Consider the following 23,886-nt stretch of genomic DNA (forward strand, 5'->3'; position numbering starts at 1 on the left):
CCCTGCTACCTAGGGCCTGTTAACACGAATCCAATCGGCCCTAGTCAGTCTGCACTGACACCTGCAAACAATCTGTATGCAGGATTGTCTGTCTCGTCCCAGTAGACGTACTCCAACCTCTTCAATTTACGTAAAAAATCCCCTTTTTCACCTGGCGGAACCTGGATTCCCATCAACACACGCCCATAGGCAGCACCATGGTTACGGTAGTGAAACAGACTGATATTCCACTCTTTACCCAGATGACTGAGAAAGTAGAGCAGCGCCCCGGGCCTCTCCGGAAATTCAAAACGTATCAGACTCTCATCTTCAATGCCTTGAGCATGACCACCTACCATATATCGAATATGCAGCTTGGCGGTCTCGTTGTCGGTCATATCAATAATCGAATAACCTTTATCCTGAAAACGCTGAAACAGGGATTCGCGCTCCTTGTCACCGCCACTCAGTTCGATACCGACAAAGATCTGAGCTTTAACCGCATTGCAATAACGATAGTTGAACTCCGTTATGCTGCGCTTACCGATCAACTGACAAAAACGCAGAAAACTTCCGGGCTGCTCAGGGATCTGCACCGCAAACAAGGCCTCCCTGCGCTCACCAAATTCAGCACGCTCCGCAACATGCCGTAAGCGGTCAAAGTTGATATTTGCACCACTGTTGATCGCAATCAGATCCTTACCCTGGCAACCCTCCCGTTTTACATAGTGCTTCAAACCGGCAACAGAGAGTGCACCCGCAGGCTCAGCAGTAGTTCGGGTATCGTCATAGATATCTTTGATCGCGGCGCAGATCTCATCGGTATTGACCAGTACAACCTCATCCACAACCTTGCGCGCGAGTCGATAGTTCTCTTTGCCAACCTGCCTAACAGCAACGCCATCAGCAAAGATTCCCACCTGTTTGAGCTTGACCCGACGCTTGGCCTTCAATGCCGTATAGAGAGACGGTGCATCCTCAGGCTCTACACCGATGATCTTCACTTGTGGATAGACATATTTGATGTAGGCGCCGATACCAGCAATCAAACCACCTCCACCGACTGGAATGAAAATAGCTTCTGGCGGTGTCGGATGCTGTCTTAATATCTCCATTCCAATAGTGCCTTGGCCCGCAATCACCTCAGGATCGTCAAACGGATGGATAAAGGTCAAATTCTGCTCTTTGGCCAACTCCTGGGAGCGGGCGAAGGCCTCATCGTAGGAGTCTCCGGCCAGGACAATCTTTGCCCCAAAATTTCTCACAGACTTCACTTTGATAAGCGGCGTTGTCTTCGGCATCACAATCAATGCCTGGATTTTCAAGCGTTGAGCTGCCAGTGCCACGCCCTGCGCATGATTACCCGCTGATGCAGCGATAACCCCCCGGTTACGCTTCTCTTCGCTGAGATTGATCATCTTGTTATAAGCGCCGCGAAGTTTGAAGGAGAATACCGGCTGCATATCCTCCCGTTTCAGATAGACCTGGTTATCCAAACGAGCCGACAACAAGCTGATGCGGTCCAACGGGGTCTCTCGGGCAACATCATAGACGCGCGCGCGGAGAATCTTTTCTATATATGGCAAGGGCATTGGCTGATCCCAAATGAATATCCGATAACAATAACTGACTTTCTCAACTTGTGTAGTACCTCATACTAATCCACGATTATAGCGTGACACTAAACCATTCACCGCCAGACGCCTGACCCAGGAAATGGCTCACTCTCTTCAAATCACGCCAAAAATGCGGACGATTTAACTGAGCATCTCGCCTGAAGGGAGGCCCGCACAGACTGAATCTTGCATTGCGCCAGTTGACAATGGTCTGCTATTGTCTGCGCGGCACGCATTGGATTAGTGATACCAGACCCTAGCATGGGTATTATCACCCACTGCCGCCAAAAACCGAACAAAAAAACCAATCTGTCCGGCTGACTATATCTCTTTTTGGGTGCTTTCACGGACCATACCGCAGTGCGGTAAGGGTTAAACGCACAACAGACATCGAGCAGAGACAACTCAGTGTACAGAACGATCGTAGACGGAGGGATCAGATGAATGCAGATGAACTAAAAAAACAGGCCGCAAAAGCTGCCTTGGAGTACATAACAGGCGGAATCATAGGCGTCGGTACCGGCTCCACAGTCAACCACTTTATCGACTACCTGGCCACAGTCAAAGGCAAAATCGAAGGCACAGTCTCCAGCTCAGAGGCCTCGACCGAGCGCTTGAAACAGCACGGCATACCCGTATTGGATCTCAACTCGACTGGCGATTTGGAAGTCTACATCGATGGTGCGGATGAGTCAGACCACTACCTCAATCTCATCAAAGGTGGCGGCGGCGCGCTGACCAGGGAAAAGATCATTGCCGGTGCGAGCAAGAAATTTGTCTGTATCGCGGACCAGAGCAAACTGGTTGATATGCTGGGCACCTTTCCACTGCCGGTCGAGGTCATCCCCATGGCCAGAAGCCATGTTGCCCGACAGCTGGTAAAGCTGGGCGGTACACCGGTTTGGCGCGAAGGGTTCACCACAGACAACGGTAATGTAATCCTGGATGTTCACAATCTGGAAATCATGAAGCCCAGAGAGATGGAACAACAGATCAATGCCATTGCCGGCGTTGTGACAACAGGTATATTTGCCTTACGCGGCGCGGATGTGTTGATTCTGGGAACTGAGGAAGGCGCCAAAACCGTGCAGCCGAAATAAGCCACCGATTAGCCCTGCCTGCCGATTCAGTCAAATCAAACGATTAGAGATGTCTCACGGTTATTTCTCTAACGAGTTGAACGGCAGGCTGTGATCTGCGGGATCGGTTTGTTAGCCGGAGTGTGAAACCACTCACTCAGCCCAGGAAAGGATCGCGCCGGATCGGCAACCCACCTTGATCCTTCACCTATCAAATCGAGTTTCTGACTTAAGAGGCAAAAAAAAGCGGGGCTCAATGAGCCCCGCTTTTCGATACAACCAGTTCTAACAACTATTAGAAGTTGTGGTTGATCTGGAAGCTGACAACGCTTGATTCGTCGCCGCTGTCATCCATCTCAGAGGTTACGTAGTAAGCAGCAACCTGGGTACGCTTGCTCATGTTGTAGTCGTAACCGAAACCGAAACCATCGTGGCTACCGGTACGGAACAGGTTAGCGGTGGAGTCGTCAGAGTCAACTTTGAAGAATTTAGCTTTGAAGTTACCAGGACCGGCTTTCACAGAACCGTTCAGCATGATACTGGTGGAATCGTCAACACCGTTCTCGATGGTGTCGTAGATCATACCAACTTTGAACATGTCGTGCTTGTAACCCAGACCTACACGTACGTTCTCGTGGTCATCACCAGAGGTAGCAGGATGAACAGTGGTCTCAGGGGTAGCAACTTCCAATGCAACAGAAGCGAAGATACCGAAGTTAGAGTACATCAGAGCCAGAGAGTAAGCGTCGGTCAGGCCATCAGCCTCTTCGCCTTCAACTGAAGTGGTGTTCTCACCAGGAACCAGAGCAACAGCAGCGGTCAGACCGCCCATTGCAGGTGAGATGTAAGCCAGGGTACCGTCAGCACGCAGATCGAGCAGATCTTCGGTGTAGCCCAGGTTGTTATCAACAGCGGTGTCACCGAAGTAGTCCAGAGAACCGGTGGAGATTTTCAGAGGGGTGTCGTGACGACCAACTACGAAAGTACCGAAACCGCCAGCCAGGCCGACGAAAGCGTTACGAGCGCCCAGACCACCGTTACCAGCAAATTCGTTGCCGCCAACGTTGGTAGAGATGTTCACGCCGTATTCAATTTTGTAAACACCGGTCAGACCGTTGCCCAGATCTTCAGAACCCTTAACGCCGAGACGGGAGGTACGGTTGTTGATCTGAATTTCGTCGTCGCCGCCTGCATCAGAGAAATCTACGATGTCGAGAGACTGACGGACTTTACCGTAGATGGTGGCATCAGCCATGGCTGCAGCAGGTGCTACCAGAGCAGCAGCGATTGCCAAAGAAAGTACTTTTTTCATTTGAGTTAACTCCGAAGAATTGATGGGTAGAAAAATTGACTACGATGCAGATATTAGACAACGAAATTCTAAATTGCAAGACTTTTTTTGCAAAAAAGACACATAAATCACCATTGTTGCAAAATTGATACACACAAAATAAAGCGCCCATAAAATAAATATATATCAGTTGGTTAAATAATTTTTTTAGACAATTTTCTGAATTCTGAGTTGATTAAAACCAAGCTATTAACTCAGTTATTGTTGCGCTATTTTAAGCGTCATAAACATCACAACATTAGAAATACACTACCCACAAAAATACCATAAATAACAGATAGATATATCAATTTGAGGATTTACTTTATGAATAATCCCTATGAATTACCTGATTAAGCTAGGGTATCTAGAGCGGAAAATATTAAGAATACTTTAAGAAAAGAGGCTGTCGACGCAAAAAACAGACACAACCTTATAAATACAACTGATCCTGGCAATCCTGGTGACTCATAATCAGCTTTTTTACGCCAGGATCGATAAAAAGCCATCACTTTGGGGAACGTCTAACCAGGATCAGGATAAGTTACTGACACTCACAAGCCGGGCATGACCCGATTACGCAGAAACTCACCCAGATCTTGAGTTGCCGGGTAGCGATCCGCCACCCCGAGAATATAACCCAGGGTTCGAGGGATATCCTGAAGATAGCCGGGCTTACCATCACGCCTGTTCAGCCTGGCGAATATGCCGCTGGCCTTCAAATGTCGCTGCACCCCCATCAGATCAAACCAGCCGAGAAAGCTGGACTCATCCTGCTCGGTAAGCACGCCGGATTTGCAGGCCGACTCAAAGTAGCCCATTGCCCAGGCCTCCACCTGATCGGCCGGCCATTCGATATAACAATCTTTCAGCAGCGAGACCAGATCGTAGGTGACCGGACCGATCACCGCATCCTGAAAGTCGATAACACCGGGATTATGAGAATCAACCACCATCAGATTGCGTGAGTGGTAATCCCGGTGTACACAAACCTGGGGCTGTTGCAGCGCATTTTCAGCCAATAACTGAAACAGCTCATCCAACAATTGTCGCTCTTCCTGGCTCAACTGTAGATTCAGGTGGGCTTCCAGCAGCCAGTCACGAAACAGTTCCATCTCATTGATCAGAAGACTTCGGTCATAGCGGGGTAATCCGTGACTCGGCCCGCAAGCCTGCAGGGTCACCAGTGCAGCCAGTGCATCACCATAGAGACGATCCACTGTCTGGGGATTCAAACGGTCCAGATAGAGCACATCGCCCAGATCCTCAAGCAACAGAAAACCTTGCTCCAGATTCATGGCATGAATATGAGGCACATTCAATCCGATACGCTCAAATGCATTCGCAACCTGAATGAAAGGCTTTGTATCCTCTTTGTCAGTTGGCGCGTCCATTGCGATATAACTGCCGTCACCCACACCGATGCGAAAGTAGCGTCGAAAGCTGGCATCACCGGAAGCCGGTTCAAAGGAGTAGTCGCTGATCTCCGGAAGCGTGTTCAGCCAATCTTTGAGCTGCGCGATACGTTGTGGCATGAAGACTCCAAATACTGATGCCTGATAAATCTGATGCGGAGGAATGTACAGAATCGGTAAGGGCTCGTCACCTGTTCTTGTATAACCAAGAGACAATTCACTGCGCAAATGAACACAAATGGTTGCTGAGTGCTGGATAGGCCAGGAGCCAGTTCACGATGGACCTCAAGTGCACAGCCAATCACTCGATTCGAGAGTTCATCAAATTCCATCTTTCGTGACCTTCGCGGTAAACAATCAAATTATCCTTGAATTCTGATCATCTGACATGATGAGCCAACTGCACGAGCCGCCTATTCATTACCATGTTAAGTCCGTCGGTCTTTTGCACCACGAAGGACACGAAGAGCACGAAGTACTCTTCTCTCATCTCTTCGTGTGCTTCGTGCTCTTCGTGGTAAATAAATCAGTCATCCTTGAACTTAGGGCCTGTTAACACGAATCCAATAGGCCCTGTTGCGCCTGAAAAAGCGCCAATCAAAGGCTACGTCGACACTCACCGCAGCCATAGGGACACCCCGTTCAAGGTCTGGCACTCATCGCCGTTCCGTTTCACCACAAGAGCACAAAGCACACGTAGATTCATAGAACTATTCGCTTAATCCCATCCTTTAGCTTTTTGACATTGAAACTCATGAGCAACCCCGTTCTGAATCCAGCCAATTTCATGTAAGTTAGCAATTGCGATTCGAGAGTTCATCAAATTCCATCTTTCGAGACCTTCGTGGTAAAAATCAAATTATCCTTGAATTCTGATCATCTGACATGATGAGCCAACTGCACGAGCCGCCTATTCATTACCATGTTAAGTCCGTCGGTCTTTTGCACCACGAAGGACACGAAGAGCACGAAGTACTCTTCTCTCATCTCTTCGTGTGCTTCGTGCTCTTCGTGGTAAATAAATCAGTCATCCTTGAACTTAGGGCCGGTTAACACTGACCCTATAGGCCCTGTTAGGCCTGAAGGGCATATTGGATTAGTGTTAACAGACCCTAGAATCCCTGGCTTGAGAAACCAACTATGGGAGCAACAACTCATTTCCCGGTTCACTCTGCCGCTCCAGTACACCTCAATGGGCGCATAGAATACGAAGACTCTTATGGGTTAAGGGTTCTCAGCAACATAATCCTGACTTGTTTCACTCTTCTGCCGTTTTGAAACCCGGTTGCGCAGATCATCAGCGATCAGATAGAAACAGGGAAGCGCCAGCAGGATCAGCAGGGTCGCAAAAACCAGACCGAATCCCAGGCTGACTGCCATCGGTGAGAGAAACGCGGTCTGACCGGTTGCAAAAAAGATCAGTGGCGAGATACCCAGGAAGGTGGTTGCAGTGGTTAGCAGTATCGGTCTTATACGAACCCTTCCCGCCTCCACCATCGCCTCTTTTCTTTCCCAACCTTCACGTCTGAGGCGCTTGGCGAAATCGATCAAAATCAATGAATCATTGACAACAATACCGGTCAACGCAAGAAAACCGATCAATGATAAAAACTGCAGATTGAAGTCGAACAACCAGTGACCGAAGATGACGCCGATTGCACCGAAAGGTATGGCAAACATCACCACCAATGGGTCGAGCAGTGACTTGAACAGGGCAGCCAGGATAAAAAAGATCACCGCCAGGGCGATAATCCCGGCCCGCTTCATCCCCGCCATTGACTCCTGGGCCTTTTTCTTCTCGCCGAGAAAGATGATGCGCTGCCCTTCCGGCAAACTGGAGAACTCGCTCTTGATCTGCTCGATCACCTGATTCGGTGTGGTGATCTTGGCATCCACTTCGGCGGTCACTGTCGCCAATCGACTCAGGTTGCGCCGATTGATGGTATTGAAACCCCTGGCTTCCTGAATGTCCGCCACATCGCCAAGATAGACCGTACGCCCATCGTCCAGGGTGATCGGCAGACGTGACAAGGCACCGGCATCATGACGCAATTCGTCGTCATAGATCAGACGTACCGGAATGCGCTTATCCTGCCAGCTCACATAGGAGAGCTTGAGCCCGAGAAAACCGGTTCGGACCGCGTCCGCCAATTGGGTTTGAGTCAGCCCCAATCTGCGCCCACGCTCGTTCAGTTCATAGCGATACTCAAGCTTGCCTGGATCCATGTCCTGGCGGGCATCCGAAATACCCGGTAAACGTTGCACAAAACTGCGAATCGATTCTGCACTGCGACTGATCTGAGTAACAGACTCACCCAGAACGCCAACCTCCAAATCGGCACCTGCCGGCCCACCCTGGGCACGCAGTATTGACATCCGCTGTATACCCGGGACCTGCTGCAGTGCCTGACGCACCGCATCGATCACCTCGGCAGAGCTGCGATCCCGGCTCCCCTCCCTGGTGAACTTCAGACTGACTACCGGCGAGATCCAGCGCTCGATGAAACCCTTAGGCTTCTGCTTTTTCAGATCCACAATCAGCTGAATGTAGCGACTTCCCATGCGCACCCGATGAAAGTCGATGAACATCACACCCACATTGGTCAGCAGGGTCTCCAGTTCATCATCACCAATGGTCTGCATCAACGTCTCTTCCAGCTTATCAGCCAGTCGTGATGCCTCATCGATACTGTATGTGCTCGGCGCCTCGATGTTGACGAAGAACTGCCCTACATCCACATGGCCGAACAACAGAAACGGCACCCTGGTGGCCGCAAAGGTAACGGCAATCGCCAACACACCCACACTCAACATGGCTACCGGATAGCGGTAGTCGAGACACTTACGCAGCAGCTGGGTATAGCGCCGGTTGAGTGCCGACCAGTCGATCCTGCCCTTTTTACGGGTTTTCGTTTTGCGTAAAAACTCTTTCGCATGGGATGGCAGAACCCCGAACGCCTCCAGCAGTGAGCCCATCAGTGATGAAGTGACCACCACCGGGATTACCGAAATAAAGGCCCCCATGGTTCCACCGATTGCAAACATCGGCATGAATGCGGCAATGGTTGTCGAGGTGGAGGCAACCACCGGCCAGTAGACCTCACGGGTTCCCTGGGTTGCCGCATAGGTGGGCGATTCACCCGACTCCAGATGACGATAGACATTCTCACTGACGATGATCGCATCATCCACGATCAATCCCAGCGCGATCAGAAACGCAAACAGGGAGACCATGTTGATACTGTATCCCAGCATATAGAGGGCGATGACAGCCACCAGGAAAGAGACCGGAATACCCAGTGCGGTGATGAACGCCACACGGAAGTTGAGCATCAGATAGAGCGCCAGCAAGACCAGAGCCAGACCAACGATGCCGGATGACTTCACCGTCTCAAGACGGTTCTTGACGTAGACAGAGAGATCACTGAACAGCCCCAGTTGCACACCGGCCGGCAGTGATTGCTGACGCTCTGCCACATAGGCCCTAACCAGCTTGGCCACTTCGATGGTACTGGCCTGACTGGTCTTATTGAGTGTCAGATTGACGGAGGCTTTGCCATTGAAACGCCCCAGGGTCTGCGCCTCCTCATGACGCAGCTGAACCTGAGCAAGATCCCCCAGTCTCAGCTGCCCACCCATCTCGTTGTTACGCAAAACGATGGCGGCCATCTGTTGCGGATCGGGAGGTACTCCCATGCCTCGCAAGCGGATATCCCCACCGCTGGACTTCAAGGTACCACCGGGAAGATCCCGCAGATTGTTGCGCAGTGCCTTGGAGATCAGATTCAGGGACACCCCCCGGGCAGCCAGCACCTGAGGATCGACCACTACCCAGATCTCCCACTCCCGGTCCCCGGCCACCCCGACCGAAGCGGTGCCGGGTATCTGTATCAACTCATCCTTGATCTGCTCGGCCAGCAGATAGAGCTCACCTCGGGATATGTCACCATAGAGACTGACAGAGATGACCGGAAATCGGGTTTCAAGCCTGGCCAGTTCCGGCTCTTCCGCCTCTGAAGGCAGATCATCGACCTGGTCGAGTGCGGTACGCACTTTGCGCATGAAGTTGTCCACATCAGAACCGCTTTTCAACTCGATCAGAATGTTGGACAGACTCTCATTACTGGTGGAGCTGATCACATCGATATCGGCAAGACCATCCAGCTCCTGTTCGATCGGCAGTGTGATCTGTCGCTCGACCTCTTCGGGGGATGCCCCCTCGAAGAGGGTCTTGATACTGACCTTGTCCTGCTCCACCACAGGAAACATCTCCAGGGGCATGGCGTACCAGGAGACCAACCCGGCCATCAGGATGATGACCAGCAACAGGTTGACGATCAACGGATTGCGAATGGAGAAATCAATCATCCGCCCTGAGATCCTCTATCTGTACCTCATTTCCATCACTCAACACGTCCACGTCCCGCGCCACCAGTTGCTGATTCGGCTGCAGCCCATGCTGCACGATCTGCAGCTCTCCATAGCGCAATCCGGGGATAATCTCCTGGCGCACCAGATGATTGTCCCTGATCAGAAACACATAGTGCTTACCCTCTTCGCGCAGCAGTGCTGAAGCGGGTACAACCAAGGCGGCCTTTCTCTCTCTCAATGGCAGTTTGACCTGCCCAAGCTGCCCCGGAATCAGGCCTCTGTTATCAACATGGATGCGTAATGGATGGGTATGGGTCTGACTGTCCGGATCATATTGCAGAGCGATCAGCTTCCCGTTTACCTGCTGCTCGTCGATTTCCACAACCAGTTGTTGTCCCAATTCCAGTGCCGCCACCACGTCACCATTGACCGCTACCCGCAGTTCCAGATCACGGCTATCGATCAGTTCAAGCGCAAGCGTGTTGGCGCTCACATAATCTCCGGCCTCGACCATCACCCGGTTAACCCGACCACTGAAGGGGGCCAGCAAACGGGTGCGATCAAGATTGCGCTGTGCACGGCTGTGTGCTGCACGCTGCCGCTCAATCCGCGCTCTATTACTCTGCAGACTGAAAGCCAGACGAGCCTCTTCAGCCTGTAGATTGATCAGTTGCTGGCGGGAGCTTTCAAGGGTTGAAACCGAAGCCAGTGAACCCTTACCAAGCTTTTCCAGTCGCTTATACTCCCGCTCAGCCAGACCTCGGTTCTCCCTGGCCAGATCGAGCAGCTTCTGATCACGCTGCAGGGTGGCCCGGGTCTCACTCAGCTGTGAGGCAGCTTCAGTCAGGGCATCCTGATAGTCCGCATCCTCCAATTGCAGTAACAGACTCTCCGCCTCGACCAACTGCCCAGGCTCCACATGACGCTGTAGCAATTCGCCGGAGACCTCAAATCTCAATGAAGCAGTCTGACGGGGACGCAGCAACCCGGTATAGGTCACTTCCGGCAGCACATCACGCTGTACCACACGAGTCACTTCCACCCGGGTAACCGCAGGCTCTTTGATCTCCATATTGGCCTCTGGCCGGGTAGCGATCAGTAGCAGTACGATCAATACGGTGACAATCAGAATCGCCAAGCTCAGCAGAAAACGGCGGATAACAGTGGTCAAGCTCAATCCTCATGGTGCGAAGAATTTGATGTCCGGCAGATTCTATGCGAATTTATCCCGGCCTGCGTGATGATTTATCAATCGCGAACCTGTCGACCGGTGCGGTTGTCACAAAAATCAGATTTGCAGTCAACGGCAGGCTTTAACCTGAATCCACAGGGTCAGGTGTAATACCACTTGCGAGTCGTAACGGTTTGCCCTATTTACCCCACAGTGCAAATCGAGAGCATAGTGCAACAGGCCACGCCATAATCGTCAAACAGTATGAAACACCGCACCGACAAAGGTTCCCCAGGCAGCAGCTGCACTAGGCAGACACCTCCTCAATAATGTCCACCGGCAGATACGATTGCAAAACAGACAGAGGGCCAAGCGAAGCTTTTAGTATGGCCTGCTGGTTCAGCCTGTCACTACTCTGGCCTTTCGTTGTCAACGCCGCTGATCCCTCCAGACTGGACCAAGGAATCAATTGGCACGCCTGCTCAGTCGACGTCCCGCAACATAGCGATGTGGTACCGCAACGACCCGTCCCGCAACAGCCAATACAACTGACCGCCGACCAGATCAGCCACGATCAGAATTCGGCGCAGACAGAATTAAGTGGCGCGGTAAAACTATGGCGGCTCGATGGCTATGCGGAAGCTGACCGATTGACCTATTTCGAGGCACGTCGTGCTGCAGAGCTGTTCGGCAACCTGTTCGTCCAGCAGCCAGGCCTTCGCTTCAGCGCCGACCAGGGTTTTCTTGAGTTGGACAATCAGCGTGGTTGGCTTGATCAGGTCGAGTTCCGACTGACTGCCGCCAATGCCCGGGGTGCGGCAAGTAGAGTCGAACTGCTCAACAAGCAGCAATCGACCTATCAGGGAGTTACTTACACTACCTGCCCCCCCGGTAAAAACGACTGGAGTCTCGCCGCAGCAGACCTGGAGATCGATATGCAGGAAGGCTGGGGCAGCGCCACACATGCCAGGCTGAGACTCGGCCGTGTGCCGATACTCTACCTGCCCTATTTCACCTTTCCTGTGGATGATCGTAGAAAAACCGGTTTCCTGATCCCCTCGGCTGGCTCTTCCAACCGACGGGGCACAGAGCTCTCCACCCCATACTATTTCAATCTGGCACCCAACTACGATGCCACCCTGACCCCCCGCTGGATGAGTAAACGGGGACTCATGATGGGGGCTGAGTTTCGCTACCTTGGTAGTCGGCAACGGGCAGAGATCAGTGGTGAGTATCTACCCAACGACCAGCTTGAGAGTCCGGACCACGGAGAAGAGCGACGCGCCTTACGCTTCTACCATGTCAGTCGACCGATCAAGGGCATGACCACCCGCATCGAAACCGATGCGGTGAGTGACAGTAACTATCTGGATGACTTCGGCACCGGCCTGGCGATCACCAGCACGCGTAATCTGGAACGGGTAGGCGAGATCCGCTATCGCCTTGGCAACTGGCAATTGCTCGGTAGAGTACAGAGTTTTCAGACCATCGATGAGACCCTGAGTGAGAGCAGCCGCCCCTATCGCCGACTGCCACAACTGCATACCAGCTACCGCAGCTATGACAACCCATTTGGTATCAATCTTGGTTTTCGCGGCGAATACACCCACTTCAAACACGATACGCTGAGCAACGGTGAGCGTCTGATTCTACGCCCCAGCATCAGTCTGCCCATGCGCCGCAGCTGGGGCCATCTGACACCCAACCTGAGCCTCAACTACGCCGCTTACGATCTGCAGCTTGACGATTCCGCTGAAGAGAGCAAACCGGACTATTTCGTACCGGCCTTCAGTCTCGACAGCGGGCTGGTGTTCGAACGCGAGACCTCCTGGTTCGGCCACAACGCCTACCAGACGTTGGAACCCAGGCTCTACTATCTGTATGCCGAGCATGATGATCAATCGGACATCCCGGATTTCGACACCGCCGACCTGGACCTGAAGTTCTCCAATCTTTTCAAACAGAACCGGTTTACCGGCAGTGACCGTTTTGGTGATGCCAACCAGCTCGCCTTCGGTCTGACCACCCGCTGGTTCCAGGCCGATAACGGTCTGGAACGATTACGCGCCAGTATCGGTCAGATCTACTATGCCGAAGACCGGGAGGTGCAGCTGAGCGGTTCAACTGAGGAAGACCCGTCATCAGCGGTTGTGGCAGAATTGGCAGCCCGCTTCGGCTCAGCCTGGCAGACCAGCCTGAGCCTGCGCAGAAATCCTCACCTGGAAGAGGATAATATCGACAAGGGCCGCTTCACCCTGCGCTACCGTACGGCAGCCCATCAGCTGTTCAATGTCGATTACAATTTCAAGCGGAATTCGATCGAGGATCTGGATGTTTCGGTCTACTGGCCCTTTGGCCAGCAACTCAGTGTGTTCGGAAAATGGAAGCACTCATACCTTTATGACAGGAATATGAATAGAATAGTGGGTTTCGAGTATGGTGGCCGCTGCTGCTGGAAACTCAGAACCTTTTACCAGCGCTATGTGGCCAATGAGGATAAAGATGAAGATGAGGAGTCGCGATTTATGCTGCAACTTGAGTTGCGGGGTCTCGGTTCACTGGGTCAGCAAGCTGACCGGGAACTGGAGCAGTCCATCTATGGTTACCAGCCTGAGCGATAGTCATGTCTGAGCGATTCTCAACCAGCTCACTGCTTCTGCTGCTCTGCCTGCTGCTCTTCAGCACCATTTCACCGGCGGCGGTGAAAGAGCTCGATTACATCGTGGCGATTGTCAACGACGATGTCATTGCGAAAAGCGAACTTGACAATAAAACCCGGGAGATGCTGGCCCAGATGTCGCAAAAGCGGAACAACCTGCCGCCGATGAAGATCATCCAGGAACAGATCCTGGAGCGCATGATCGCCAAGCGCCTGCAACTGCAGGCTGCCAATCGACTGGGATTGAGCGTGGATGACGCCACGGTCACCAAGGCGATCGCCAATATTGCCGAAACCAACAACATCACCCTGCTGCAACTTCGCGAGACCCTGGAAGCGGACGGCATCCGTTTCCCCCTGTTCAGGGAGCAGTTGCGGGAGGATATCCTGATCAACCGCCTGAAGCAGAAAGAGGTGATCAACCGAATTGTCATCACCGAACAGGACATCAAGAATTTTCTTGCCCGGGAGATGGGCTCAAGCCGCCAGCGAACCGCAGTACGCCTGCTGCATATCCTGATCGCAACGCCGGAAGGAGCCTCACCCCAGGATGTACAAGCCGCAAAAAAGCGGGCAATGGAGATCCATCAGGAGCTACTTGAGGGTGGTGATTTCAGTGAACTGGCGATACGCCACTCGGATGGTCGCCAGGCCCTGGAGGGGGGTGATCTGGGCTGGGTTGAGACCTCAAGAATACCCAGCCTGTTCACCAGTGTGGTGGATGAGATGGAGGCGGACACTATCAGTACCCCGATCCGCAACGCCTCTGGCTTCCATATCGTCAAACTGGCCGAAGTGAAAGGCGGCCAGAAAATGATCATAAACCAGACCCACGCCCGTCATATTCTGATCAACACCAATGAGATCGTCTCCGATGATGAAGCTCGCCAGCGACTGGAAACCCTGCGGACACGCATCATCAATGGGGATGGCTTTGAGACCCTCGCCAGATCACACTCTGACGACAAGGCCTCCGCCATCAAAGGCGGCGACCTGGGCTGGACCAGCCCGGGAGATCTGGTGCCCCAGTTTGAGGAACAGATGAATGCGATGGCGATCGATCAGATCAGCCAGCCCTTTAAAACCCAGTTTGGCTGGCATATCGTACAACCTCTGGAACGCCGTCAGCACGACAGTACCGAAGAGGTGCTGAAGAACAAGGCACGGCAGGAAATTCAGAAGCAGAAATCGGAAGAAGCGATTGAGTTGTGGCTGCGTCGCCTGCGTGACGAAGCTTATGTTGAAGTACTATTGGAAGAGTTGAGTCCCCCTTGATAACACGTCTTGCACTTACCCCTGGAGAACCAGCCGGGATCGGCCCTGATATCTGCGTCATGCTTGCCCAGCGCCCCTACCCGGAAACTGAAATCGTTGTCGTCGCGGATCCAGCGCTTTTGCAGCTAAGAGCTGAGCGTCTGGGCTTTCCGTTGGAAATGCATCCCTTTGATGCCAGTCGGCCGCCCACCCCTCTGCCGCCAGGCCATCTACGCTATCTGCCGGTGGCCTTACACAACGAAGTCAGCTGCGGCAAACTCAATCCGGCCAATGCACCCTATGTGGTCGAAACCCTGAAACAGGCCACCGAAGGCTGTCTGGAAGGCCGCTTCAACGGCATGGTGACCGGACCGGTACACAAAGGTGTGATCAACGATGCCGGCCTATCGTTTACCGGCCATACCGAATATCTCTCAGGCCTGTGTGACAATGCCCACCCGGTGATGATGCTGGCAACACCGGAGCTTCGCGTGGCCCTGGCAACCACCCATCTCCCCCTACGGGAGGTCAGTGATGCAATCACCAAGGATCGCTTGCGCAAGGTCGCCACGATTCTGCATAACGATCTGCAGAGTTGCTTCGGTCTCAAACAGCCCCGCATCATGGTCTGTGGTCTCAATCCGCATGCCGGGGAGCAGGGCCATCTTGGCCGGGAAGAGATCGAGGTCATCGAGCCGGTTCTGGCAGAACTCAACAGCCAGGGTATGCAGCTGATCGGCCCGATGCCCGCCGATACCCTGTTCACCCCGATCCATCTGCAACAGGCTGATGCGGTGCTGGCAATGTTTCATGATCAGGGTCTGCCGGTTCTCAAACATTTGGGTTTCGGCCAGGCGGTGAATATCACCCTTGGACTGCCGATCGTCCGAACCTCTGTGGATCACGGCACCGCTCTGCCACTGGCAGGCACCGACCAGGCCGACCTGGGCAGCCTGATCTATGCGGTGAAAGTTGCCGACACCATGGCCCGCAGCCGGCTTCAAGCGAAAAGTTAGAGCTGTTTTCAGCAGAAAACAGTCCGCTAAGGAACGCAAAAAAACGCAACCAGCAGCGTTCATTTGCAGACTAAGAAGGTCTACTCGCCTGCAATCATCATGTTATCGATCAGCCAGGAGCCGGTCTGTACGCTGCTACGGGTCTCGATGTCACTGCCCACTTCCTGCAGTCCGAGAAACATCTCTTTCATATTGCCGGCGATGGTGATCTCTTCCACCGGAAACTGAATCTCACCGTTTTCAATCCAGAAACCGGTAACACCGCGGGAGTAGTCACCGGTAACCATGTTGACTCCCTGCCCCATCAGTTCAGTCACCAGCAGTCCTCGTTGCATACTCTTCAGCAGCCCCTCTTTGTCCTGATCACCGCTGCTGATGCGCAGGTTTCTCACCCCACCCCCGTTACCGGTGGTCTGCATACCAAGCTTTCGTGCGGCATAGCTGTCCAGCACATAACTGGTCAGTACCCCATCCTGGATAAAATCCTTGCGACTGGTCGCCACACCTTCACTGTCGTAGGCTGAACTGGCCAGCCCTCCTGAAAGCAGCGGATCTTCATGGATGTTGATGAAGGCGGGAAACACCGGTTTTCCCAACTGGTCCAGTAGAAAGCTGGCCTTGCGATAGAGGGAGGATCCACGGATCGCGCCGACAAAACTGCGTAGCAGACCCACCGCCACGTCAGACTGGAACAGCACTGGCGCCTGCTGGGTCTTGATCCGGCGGCCGTTGAGGCGGGCCACGGTTCTTTTGGCGGCCATCTCACCCACGGACTCAGCACTATCCAGCTGCCCACCCTTGCGCGCCAGGGTATACCAGTAATCCCGCTGCATACTCTCCCCCTCCTTGCCCAGTACCGCACAACTCAGGCTGTGGCGTGAGGAGGGATAACCGCCAATGAATCCATGGGTGTTGCCGTAGACCTGCAGTCCATTGTGCGAGTTCAGCGTGGCTCCCTCAGAATTGAAGATCCGATCATCGGTCTCCCGGGCCGCTGTCTCACAGCGAATCGCCAGCTCGATCGCCTCCTCCACACTCTGGTTCCAGGGATGATAGAGATCGAGATCGGGCAACTCGGTAGCCATCAATGATGAGTCAGCCAAACCGGAACAATCATCTTCCGAGGTATAGCGGGCAAAGTTGCAGGCCGCCTCCACCGTCTCTTTGATCGCCTGAGGTGACAGGTCCGATGTACTGGCAGAACCTTTCCGATGACCGAAATAGACAGTCACGCCCAAACCGTTGTCCCGGGTGTGTTCAATGGTCTCTGTCTCACCGAGACGTACCGTTACCGACAGTCCTGCATCACTGCTGACTGCGGCTTCAGCGGCACTGGCACCCTGTCGTTTGGCCTCTTGCAGCAGCTCTTCCACCGACTCTTGCAGATCAAGCTGCCTCGATTTCATATCGCTCACTGCTCGGTTCCTCCGACGGTCAACTCATCCAGCTTCAGCGTCGGCTGACCGACACCCACGGGTACGCTCTGCCCCTCTTTGCCACATACCCCGACACCCTTGTCCAGCTTCAAGTCATCCCCGACCATGCTGATCCGGCTCATCGCTTCCGGGCCGTTGCCGATCAGGGTCGCCCCCTTCACCGGACGTGTCACCTTGCCGTTCTCGATCAGGTAGGCCTCACTGGCGGAGAAGACAAACTTTCCAGAGGTGATATCCACCTGGCCACCACCAAAATTAACCGCATACAGGCCCCGCTCCACAGAAGCGATGATCTCTTCAGGATTGTGTTCACCAGCCAGCATGTAGGTATTGGTCATGCGCGGCATCGGCAGATGAGCATACGACTCGCGCCGTCCATTGCCGGTTGAGGCGGTATTCATCAGGCGGGCATTGTGCTTATCCTGCATATAGCCTTTCAGAATGCCGTTTTCGATCAACACGGTATTCTGACTCGGCGTACCTTCATCATCGATATTCAGGGAACCCCGACGCCCGGGCAGGGTGCCATCATCAACGACTGTGCAGCAACTGGATGCTACCTGCTCACCGATACGCCCACTGAAGGCTGAGGTGCCTTTGCGGTTGAAATCCCCCTCCAGGCCATGGCCGACCGCTTCATGCAACAGCACACCTGGCCAGCCCGGACCCAGTACCACCGGCATGGTTCCAGCGGGCGCATCCACCGCATCGAGGTTGACCAACGCCTGCCGCACCGCCTCTCTGGCATATTCGAGACCACGGGACTCCTGGATGAAATAACCAAGACTCTCCCGCGCGCCTCCGCCACTACTGCCCTGCTCCCGACGTCCGTTCTGCTCAGCGATGACATGTACATTCAGGCGGACCAGCGGCCTGACATCGGCACTCAGGGTACCGTCAATGGCTGCCACCAGGATGATATCCTGTGCCGCGACCAGACTGACGATCACCTGCTTGACTCTTGGATCCTGTTTACGCGCCTCCCGGTCCAGAGCCTGCAGCAACTCGACTTTCTCCGATTCGTTCAGGCTGGGCAGGGGATTCAGCGGCGCATAGAGTTGTTTGGCGATTGGGGATCCGGCGATCTGCACACTCTGATTGCCACCACTGCGGGTTATCGCACGAGCGGCCCGGGCCGCCTCCTGCAGGGTGGGTAACTGCAGCTCATCCGAGTAGGCAAACCCGGTCTTCTCACCACTGATCACCCGGATACCGGCACCCTGTTCGATATTGTGCGCCCCCTCCTTGATGATGCCATCCTCCAAAACCCAGGATTCAAGCCTGCTGGATTGAAAATAGAGATCCGCGGCATCCACTCCCTGCCCGGTCAATTCACCCAGCATTCTGTCCAGGTCGCTTTCACCCAGCCCCACTGGGGCGAGAATATTTTGTTGTGCTATTTGAATCAGATCTGACATGTTGTTTCCAGCCAATCGGCTGTTTTTGGGCCTGTTAACAAGATTCCAATCAGCCCTGCCGGGACTCTTTCTTGTCCCGCAAGGCGGAGTGAGCGAGGTGTCGCTCGACAGAAACGAATGATATCGCAGCTGAGCAATAAAATAGCCCCAGCCCCACGCAGTTTTATTCGGGGTAGTCGATAGTGCTTGGCATCCAATGCTTAATAGAGCTGCCTGTGATCGATCGTCGGAAAGGTGCGCCTGATGGTCTTCTGATAGTCCGTATCAAGTTCGACACTCACATAGCCGGTACCTCTCGGCACCTGGCTGAGTACTGTTCCCCAGGGATCGACAATCATACTGTGGCCATGGGTCTCACGACCACTGATGTGGTATCCCCCTTGTGCAGCCGCAATCACAAACGCAAGATTTTCGATCGCCCGCGCTCTTACCAGGGTTTTCCAGTGAGCCTTTCCGGTCATCGCGGTAAATGAGGAGGGTACCGCAAACAGTTCCGCACCCTGTTCCAGCAGCCTGCGAAACAGCTCGGGAAAACGCAGATCGTAGCAAACCGCAATACCCAGCTTGCCAAACGGCGTGTCCAAGACCACCGGCTGGTTACCGGACTCGATGGTACTGGACTCCACATAGCGTTCATCGGTTTCAACCAGATGGACATCAAACAGATGAATTTTATCGTAACGCGCAACCCGACGACCCTGATCATCCATTACCAGACAGGCAGCCCGGACTTTACCGCCCTGACTGGCACGCAAGGGGATTGTACCCCCCACCAACCAGACACCATAGCGCTTTGCCATCTGGCTGAGAAAACCCTGCAACGGTCCATCTTCCGGCTCTTCGCAGAGTGTCAGCATATCCCGGTCATGCTCCCCCTTGAAGGCAAAATTCTCAGGCAACACCACCAGGCCCGCACCACTTTCACTTGCCTCGCCAATCAGCCGTTCCGCCTCCAGAAGATTGGCACTGACATGGGGACTTGACGCCATCTGGATGGCAGCAACTTGATTTTTCTTACCACTCATAATTCAATCTAATCTGTTTAAACTCAGCCAACGTCGGACCATTCAAGCAATCAATCCGGACCGGTCGTTTGTTATTTCATCGGATCCCGGCAAACAGATCTGCCTGCTGAAAATCCCGTTATAGCCAGCAGCATAGCACTATGCAACATCCAACTGCCACTCAGGACAGGCCAACACATCGATCAAGCGTCTGTACCTCTTCATCCCAGGGAGTGTAAATCCTAATCACCAGGCATTTCCGGCATGTGCGTATCCCGCTCTTCGTCATCGACCTGCAACGAGAGCTGATTGAATGTGGGGTTATCCCAACTGCCGGTCACCTCATAGGTGCGCATGGCGATCCGATCAAAGTGTTTACCGAACAGCTGCTGGGTCACCGCCAGTGCCACACCCACTGTGGGATTGATCGCCAGTGCACCAACCAGTGGCAGTGTGGCGCTCACATTCGGCGTCACCACCACCCGTTGATCATAAGTTCTGCTGCTCAGCCCTGTACGACCCCGTATATCGACCATCGCGGCTGTACTGCGCAATGCCAGATCCGTGGTGTAGGCATCGCCATCATTCAGCACAAAGTTGCCCTGGATGCTGTCAAACGCCATGCCCTTGGAGAAGAGATCGGAGAAGTCGAGGGCCAGCCGTTTACCCAGTGCATTCAGACTGAACAGACCAATCAGACGCCCCACCCCAGGATCCACATTATCGACCGCTCCCTTACCCACATCCAGCCAGATACTGCCATACAGATTCTCAGCACCCATCTCCAGCGGTGAAGTGGGCCAGTAGAGCTCAGCTTTGACTTCGGTGGGTGCCTTTTCTATACCGGTGGTCAATCCCAGATGATGTTGCAGATCACCCAGACTGGGCGTCTTCATTTGCAGATTCAGGCCGGTGTTATGGCCCTTCGGTGAGACACGCCAATAGCCCTGCCCCGACAGATCGATGGTATCGCCGATCAGGGTCAGATTGTTGATCGTGATTCCATTGTTTTCCTTGCTCCAGGTAAGGTTTCCCTTGCCGATCGGCCGATCATTGATAAAAAGTTTGTCTACGGAAAAATTGATTGCCGGCACATCCCTGGGGTCCAAATCGTTTTGCGGATCTGTCTCCGGTTGTTCACCGGTAATCGTCGAGGCCAACTCATCAAGATCCAGCTTGATGAAATCGAATCGCCCAAGGATCGGCTGAGTCTGCAGATCGCTCGGTACCTGCATGGTGCCTTGTACCGTATCCGAGGTCAGATTGACCCGGTAGCCATTGGCAAAATTCTTGTAGGTGAACTGGGTCTGGGGACAGGCTGTACCCAGCGCGGTAAGTTCATCGACCCGCAGGTTCATTTCAATACGCGGCATCGGCGTGTCGGATTGACGGGCCTGCTGATTAACCCAGGATATCCATTGGTCCGCATTGAGCAGATCGAGCTTTCCACTGAGGTGAAACCCTTCAACCCCATCCAGACTGAGAGGCTCCCGCTGAAAGCCGATCGCGGCGACCCAGGGTCTCTCTGAATCATCGTAGAGACGCAGCAAACCATGGGTATCATCACCGTAGACCACCCTCAGTTCGGTAGTGGAATCACTCAGAAAGTCCACCCCCATATCGAGTTGCCGGGCAACCTCCGGTGGCTTGATCAAGGGGGCCGGCAGGTCGACTTCCACACCGACCAGATCGGAGGTCAGATTCATTCTCACCGGCACCCGGCTCGGCTGATGGGCGATACTGAACTCCAGATCAGCTCTGCCCCGGCCTTTAAAATATTGCAGATACCAGTCAGGAAATTTTTTGTGCAGTTTGGCCAGATCCAAAACGCTGTTTGCATTGATGCGGGTCCAGTCCCTGCCATGATGCCGATAGGGGGCAATATCGAATTGCACCGGTTCATTGAGAAACTGCGCCTGCAACTTTTTCCCGCTGACACCGGCGCTATCGAACTTCACCTCACCGGTGATCGACTTTAAGTCGATATCCGCCTGTTTGACCCGCAGTGCAGCGCGCTGAAAAGCGATCGCCCCTTCAACCGATAACTCACCCCGCCCCTCTTCCAGTGGAATCGCCAGATCCACGACCGTATGGGTTTTACCACCAACCGACACAGCCTCGACAAACGGCTGAAAATCCTCTTTGAGCGGAGTATCACCGAGGATTGCCATGATGTCTTTGAATGGTCCAACGGCCTCCCCTTTGATCATCACCGGAGTTGGATTGCGCAGCTCATCGATCTCAACAGAAACATCCCGCAGCCGGCTGTTGAGCATCACCCCCTCCTCAAGCCTGGCTTTCAAACCGTTATTGATGAAGTGAACTTCCGCAACTGCTTCCGAGAGAACCGGCCACTCGGGCATATAGTCGAGCAGTAGATCCTCAACCCCGAACCAGACCTCGAACCGACCTTCGTGGGCTTTGAAGGGAAAATCACTCACCGGGCCATAGAGCAGGAAGCTGCCCGATTTCACATGCCCGCTGACCATCGATTTATCCAGCCACTCCACCAAACCTTCGGGCATCACGGTAACCGGCAGATATTCACTTTTACGTGAGCCGTCCGCATTCCAGAAGTCGGTTTGAATATCGGCGAACAGATCCTTGCCGCTGATCGGGATCTGCAGCTCGATGCGCGACAGGGTTCCCATATCCGGATTGCTCATCTCAAGATGGTCGGTCTGCATGTGCAAACCACTCTGCAGATCAAAATTCCACAGGAAATCACCCTTTACCCGGTCAGCCTGCAACGGCCTGCGAAACAGTTGCGGGTAGTCGATGGCGAGATTGTCACTGTCGATCTTCAGCCAGCCCCCCGACTGGTTACCATCGAAGGACATCTTCAAGCCGGCTGTACCCGGGATACTCTCCCAGGGATTTGAGATGAACTTTTCAACCTCACCCTGCAACTGCCAGGTCATCTCCTGCCCGGGCAACTGTTGCAGATAGAAATCGAGACCTGTCAGGTCACCCCGGGGATTCAATCCCAACAGAGCATTCTGCAGATCCCTGGCCGGCAGTTCGACGATCGAAATCAGATCGTGGGCTGTATCGAGAGAGAGGTAGTCGGCACGCAGCTCGAATCCGGCACCCTCTTCTGCCGATTTCCACCAGGTGACTTCAAGACCGCCTTCTGGCCACTCCCGCCCCTTCTGGGTCAGCGAGAACTGCTCCAGCGCCAACATCCAGCCTGCCTCGATCCTCGACCAGTCAAGTGAGGCTACAAGATGCTGTAAGGAGAATGATTCATCCTTTTGTCGACCGGTCAGATGCAGATCATGAAGCTCTGACCGCCCACTGATGGTTTGTACCACTCCATCCGCCACATCACCCCATAACTCCAGGCTGGCCCGCCCCTGGTCCACCTGGTATCCACCGGGCAACCACTCCCCAAGGCGGCCGCCCAACTGCAGATCCTCGCACCTCAGATAGAACTCACCACTCATCGCCAAGGATTCCGCCGAGCGCTGCTGAAGATCCGCAATCAGTTCGATCTTCTCCTCCCCACGATGACCGATCCGCCCAGACAGCGCCAGCTGATGGTGCAGACCGTTGTTCAACAGATCCACTTCCAGCCCACTGAGTCTCAGCGGAGGGCGCCCCTGCAGTGCACTCTTGATGAGAATCTCCGTATCGACCATGCGCAACCGGTTCTGCTCCAGGAAGACTCCCAGCACCGCAGCGGTATCGGATGATTCCCCGGCTCTTTCCATACCCTGGAATGAGAAGGAGCCATCGGCAAACCGCTCCATCTTCAGCTTGGTGCCAACCACTTTGCCACCACCCAGCTGCAGTTGACCTGCCAGCAGGCTCTTCAGCAACTGAACTCTGACGTAGACTTCAGGGGCATACAACAGCGGCTCTTCGGTCTGCTTGTCCAGCGCACTCACATCCGCAAACTTGAGTACCAGATGGACGCCTTTGAGCTGCGCCTGTATGGCTCCGATTCTGAGCGGCATTTCAGCTTTGTTTTCGAGTACCCGTTCAATCTCCTGACGGTAGGGTTGCAGATCGATACCCGGCAACAGGTAGCGTGCAAGGGTCAACCCCACCGCCAGCAGGATCACCAGCCAGGCGATGGTCTGCCAGAACTTTGTGTGAAAATATTTTGCGGTGGCGAGCATGAAAACGGGATTCA

General features: G+C 53.8%; 14 protein-coding genes. 4 read left to right on the forward strand and 10 right to left on the reverse strand.

Features of this window, described 5'->3' with window-relative positions; all coding sequences use genetic code 11:
• Nucleotides 1-44: 44 nt before the first annotated feature.
• Nucleotides 45-1,571 (reverse strand): threonine ammonia-lyase, biosynthetic, encoded by a 1,527-nt coding sequence (ilvA, locus tag A3193_RS14065; RefSeq protein ID WP_069003634.1) that lies wholly within the window; start codon nt 1,569-1,571, stop codon nt 45-47.
• Between the two features lie 464 nt (nt 1,572-2,035).
• Here ilvA and rpiA point away from each other — a divergent pair, with 464 nt between their 5' ends.
• Entirely contained in the window at nt 2,036-2,695 is a 660-nt protein-coding gene (gene rpiA / locus A3193_RS14070; protein ID WP_069003633.1) for a ribose-5-phosphate isomerase RpiA, read from the forward strand.
• Nucleotides 2,696-2,969: 274 nt separating this feature from the next.
• On the opposite strand, the gene A3193_RS14075 is transcribed toward rpiA, so the two are convergent.
• The 5 genes from A3193_RS14075 to A3193_RS14090 form a co-directional block, all read right to left on the reverse strand.
• Entirely contained in the window at nt 2,970-3,986 is a 1,017-nt protein-coding gene (locus A3193_RS14075; RefSeq protein WP_069015099.1) for a porin, read from the reverse strand.
• A gap of 572 nt (nt 3,987-4,558) precedes the next feature.
• Complete coding sequence (locus A3193_RS14080) at nt 4,559-5,539, reverse strand: aminoglycoside phosphotransferase family protein (protein WP_069003631.1); 981 nt, start codon at nt 5,537-5,539, stop codon at nt 4,559-4,561.
• Nucleotides 5,540-6,121: 582 nt separating this feature from the next.
• The gene (locus A3193_RS20115; protein WP_305782039.1) at nt 6,122-6,220 is read right to left on the reverse strand and encodes a GxxExxY protein; all 99 of its coding nucleotides are present in this window, start codon (nt 6,218-6,220) and stop codon (nt 6,122-6,124) included.
• 423 nt (nt 6,221-6,643) lie between these two features.
• Nucleotides 6,644-9,787, reverse strand: a complete 3,144-nt coding sequence (locus A3193_RS14085) for an efflux RND transporter permease subunit (RefSeq protein ID WP_069015100.1) — start codon at nt 9,785-9,787, stop codon at nt 6,644-6,646.
• The gene (locus tag A3193_RS14090) at nt 9,780-10,961 is read right to left on the reverse strand and encodes an efflux RND transporter periplasmic adaptor subunit (protein WP_069015101.1); all 1,182 of its coding nucleotides are present in this window, start codon (nt 10,959-10,961) and stop codon (nt 9,780-9,782) included. The genes A3193_RS14085 and A3193_RS14090 overlap by 8 nt, the downstream gene beginning before the upstream one ends.
• A 386-nt stretch (nt 10,962-11,347) precedes the next feature.
• On the opposite strand from A3193_RS14090, the gene A3193_RS14095 reads away from it, so the two are divergent.
• From A3193_RS14095 to pdxA, 3 genes are read left to right on the forward strand one after another with little or no spacing between them, the layout of a single operon-like run.
• A complete protein-coding gene (locus A3193_RS14095) occupies nt 11,348-13,582 on the forward strand; it encodes an LPS-assembly protein LptD (protein ID WP_069015102.1) in 2,235 nt (744 codons plus the stop codon).
• A 2-nt stretch (nt 13,583-13,584) separates the two neighbouring features.
• On the forward strand, nt 13,585-14,895 hold the full coding sequence (locus A3193_RS14100; protein ID WP_069015103.1) for a peptidylprolyl isomerase: 1,311 nt from the start codon (nt 13,585-13,587) through the stop codon (nt 14,893-14,895).
• Complete coding sequence (gene pdxA / locus A3193_RS14105; RefSeq protein ID WP_069015104.1) at nt 14,892-15,890, forward strand: 4-hydroxythreonine-4-phosphate dehydrogenase PdxA; 999 nt, start codon at nt 14,892-14,894, stop codon at nt 15,888-15,890. Before A3193_RS14100 ends, pdxA begins: the two co-directional genes overlap by 4 nt.
• 80 nt (nt 15,891-15,970) lie before the next feature.
• On the opposite strand, the gene pmbA is transcribed toward pdxA, so the two are convergent.
• From pmbA to A3193_RS14125, 4 genes are all read right to left on the reverse strand, one after another.
• Nucleotides 15,971-17,296 (reverse strand): metalloprotease PmbA, encoded by a 1,326-nt coding sequence (pmbA, locus tag A3193_RS14110; protein ID WP_069004122.1) that lies wholly within the window; start codon nt 17,294-17,296, stop codon nt 15,971-15,973.
• Nucleotides 17,297-17,301: 5 nt separating this feature from the next.
• Nucleotides 17,302-18,744 (reverse strand): metalloprotease TldD, encoded by a 1,443-nt coding sequence (gene tldD, locus A3193_RS14115; protein ID WP_069003624.1) that lies wholly within the window; start codon nt 18,742-18,744, stop codon nt 17,302-17,304.
• Nucleotides 18,745-18,944: 200 nt separating this feature from the next.
• Nucleotides 18,945-19,769 carry a carbon-nitrogen hydrolase family protein gene (locus tag A3193_RS14120; RefSeq protein ID WP_069003623.1) on the reverse strand — a complete coding sequence of 275 codons (825 nt, stop codon included), beginning with the start codon at nt 19,767-19,769 and terminating at the stop codon, nt 18,945-18,947.
• A gap of 221 nt (nt 19,770-19,990) precedes the next feature.
• Nucleotides 19,991-23,872 (reverse strand): YhdP family protein, encoded by a 3,882-nt coding sequence (locus tag A3193_RS14125; protein ID WP_069015105.1) that lies wholly within the window; start codon nt 23,870-23,872, stop codon nt 19,991-19,993.
• Nucleotides 23,873-23,886 lie beyond the last annotated feature (14 nt).

Source organism: Candidatus Thiodiazotropha endoloripes (assembly GCF_001708965.1).
Taxonomy (GTDB): domain Bacteria; phylum Pseudomonadota; class Gammaproteobacteria; order Chromatiales; family Chromatiaceae; genus Thiodiazotropha; species Thiodiazotropha endoloripes.

Bases quoted from the DNA above. Each gene is read 5' to 3' on its own strand.
- A3193_RS14125 (WP_069015105.1), bottom strand. From the start codon at position 23,872: ATGCTCGCCACCGCAAAATATTTTCACACAAAGTTCTGGCAGACCATC.
- rpiA (WP_069003633.1), top strand. From the start codon at position 2,036: ATGAATGCAGATGAACTAAAAAAACAGGCCGCAAAAGCTGCCTTGGAG.
- tldD (WP_069003624.1), bottom strand. From the start codon at position 18,744: ATGTCAGATCTGATTCAAATAGCACAACAAAATATTCTCGCCCCAGTG.
- A3193_RS14075 (WP_069015099.1), bottom strand. From the start codon at position 3,986: ATGAAAAAAGTACTTTCTTTGGCAATCGCTGCTGCTCTGGTAGCACCT.
- pmbA (WP_069004122.1), bottom strand. From the start codon at position 17,296: ATGAAATCGAGGCAGCTTGATCTGCAAGAGTCGGTGGAAGAGCTGCTG.
- A3193_RS14120 (WP_069003623.1), bottom strand. From the start codon at position 19,769: ATGAGTGGTAAGAAAAATCAAGTTGCTGCCATCCAGATGGCGTCAAGT.
- ilvA (WP_069003634.1), bottom strand. From the start codon at position 1,571: ATGCCCTTGCCATATATAGAAAAGATTCTCCGCGCGCGCGTCTATGAT.
- A3193_RS14085 (WP_069015100.1), bottom strand. From the start codon at position 9,787: ATGATTGATTTCTCCATTCGCAATCCGTTGATCGTCAACCTGTTGCTG.
- A3193_RS14100 (WP_069015103.1), top strand. From the start codon at position 13,585: ATGTCTGAGCGATTCTCAACCAGCTCACTGCTTCTGCTGCTCTGCCTG.
- A3193_RS14080 (WP_069003631.1), bottom strand. From the start codon at position 5,539: ATGCCACAACGTATCGCGCAGCTCAAAGATTGGCTGAACACGCTTCCG.
- A3193_RS14095 (WP_069015102.1), top strand. From the start codon at position 11,348: ATGGCCTGCTGGTTCAGCCTGTCACTACTCTGGCCTTTCGTTGTCAAC.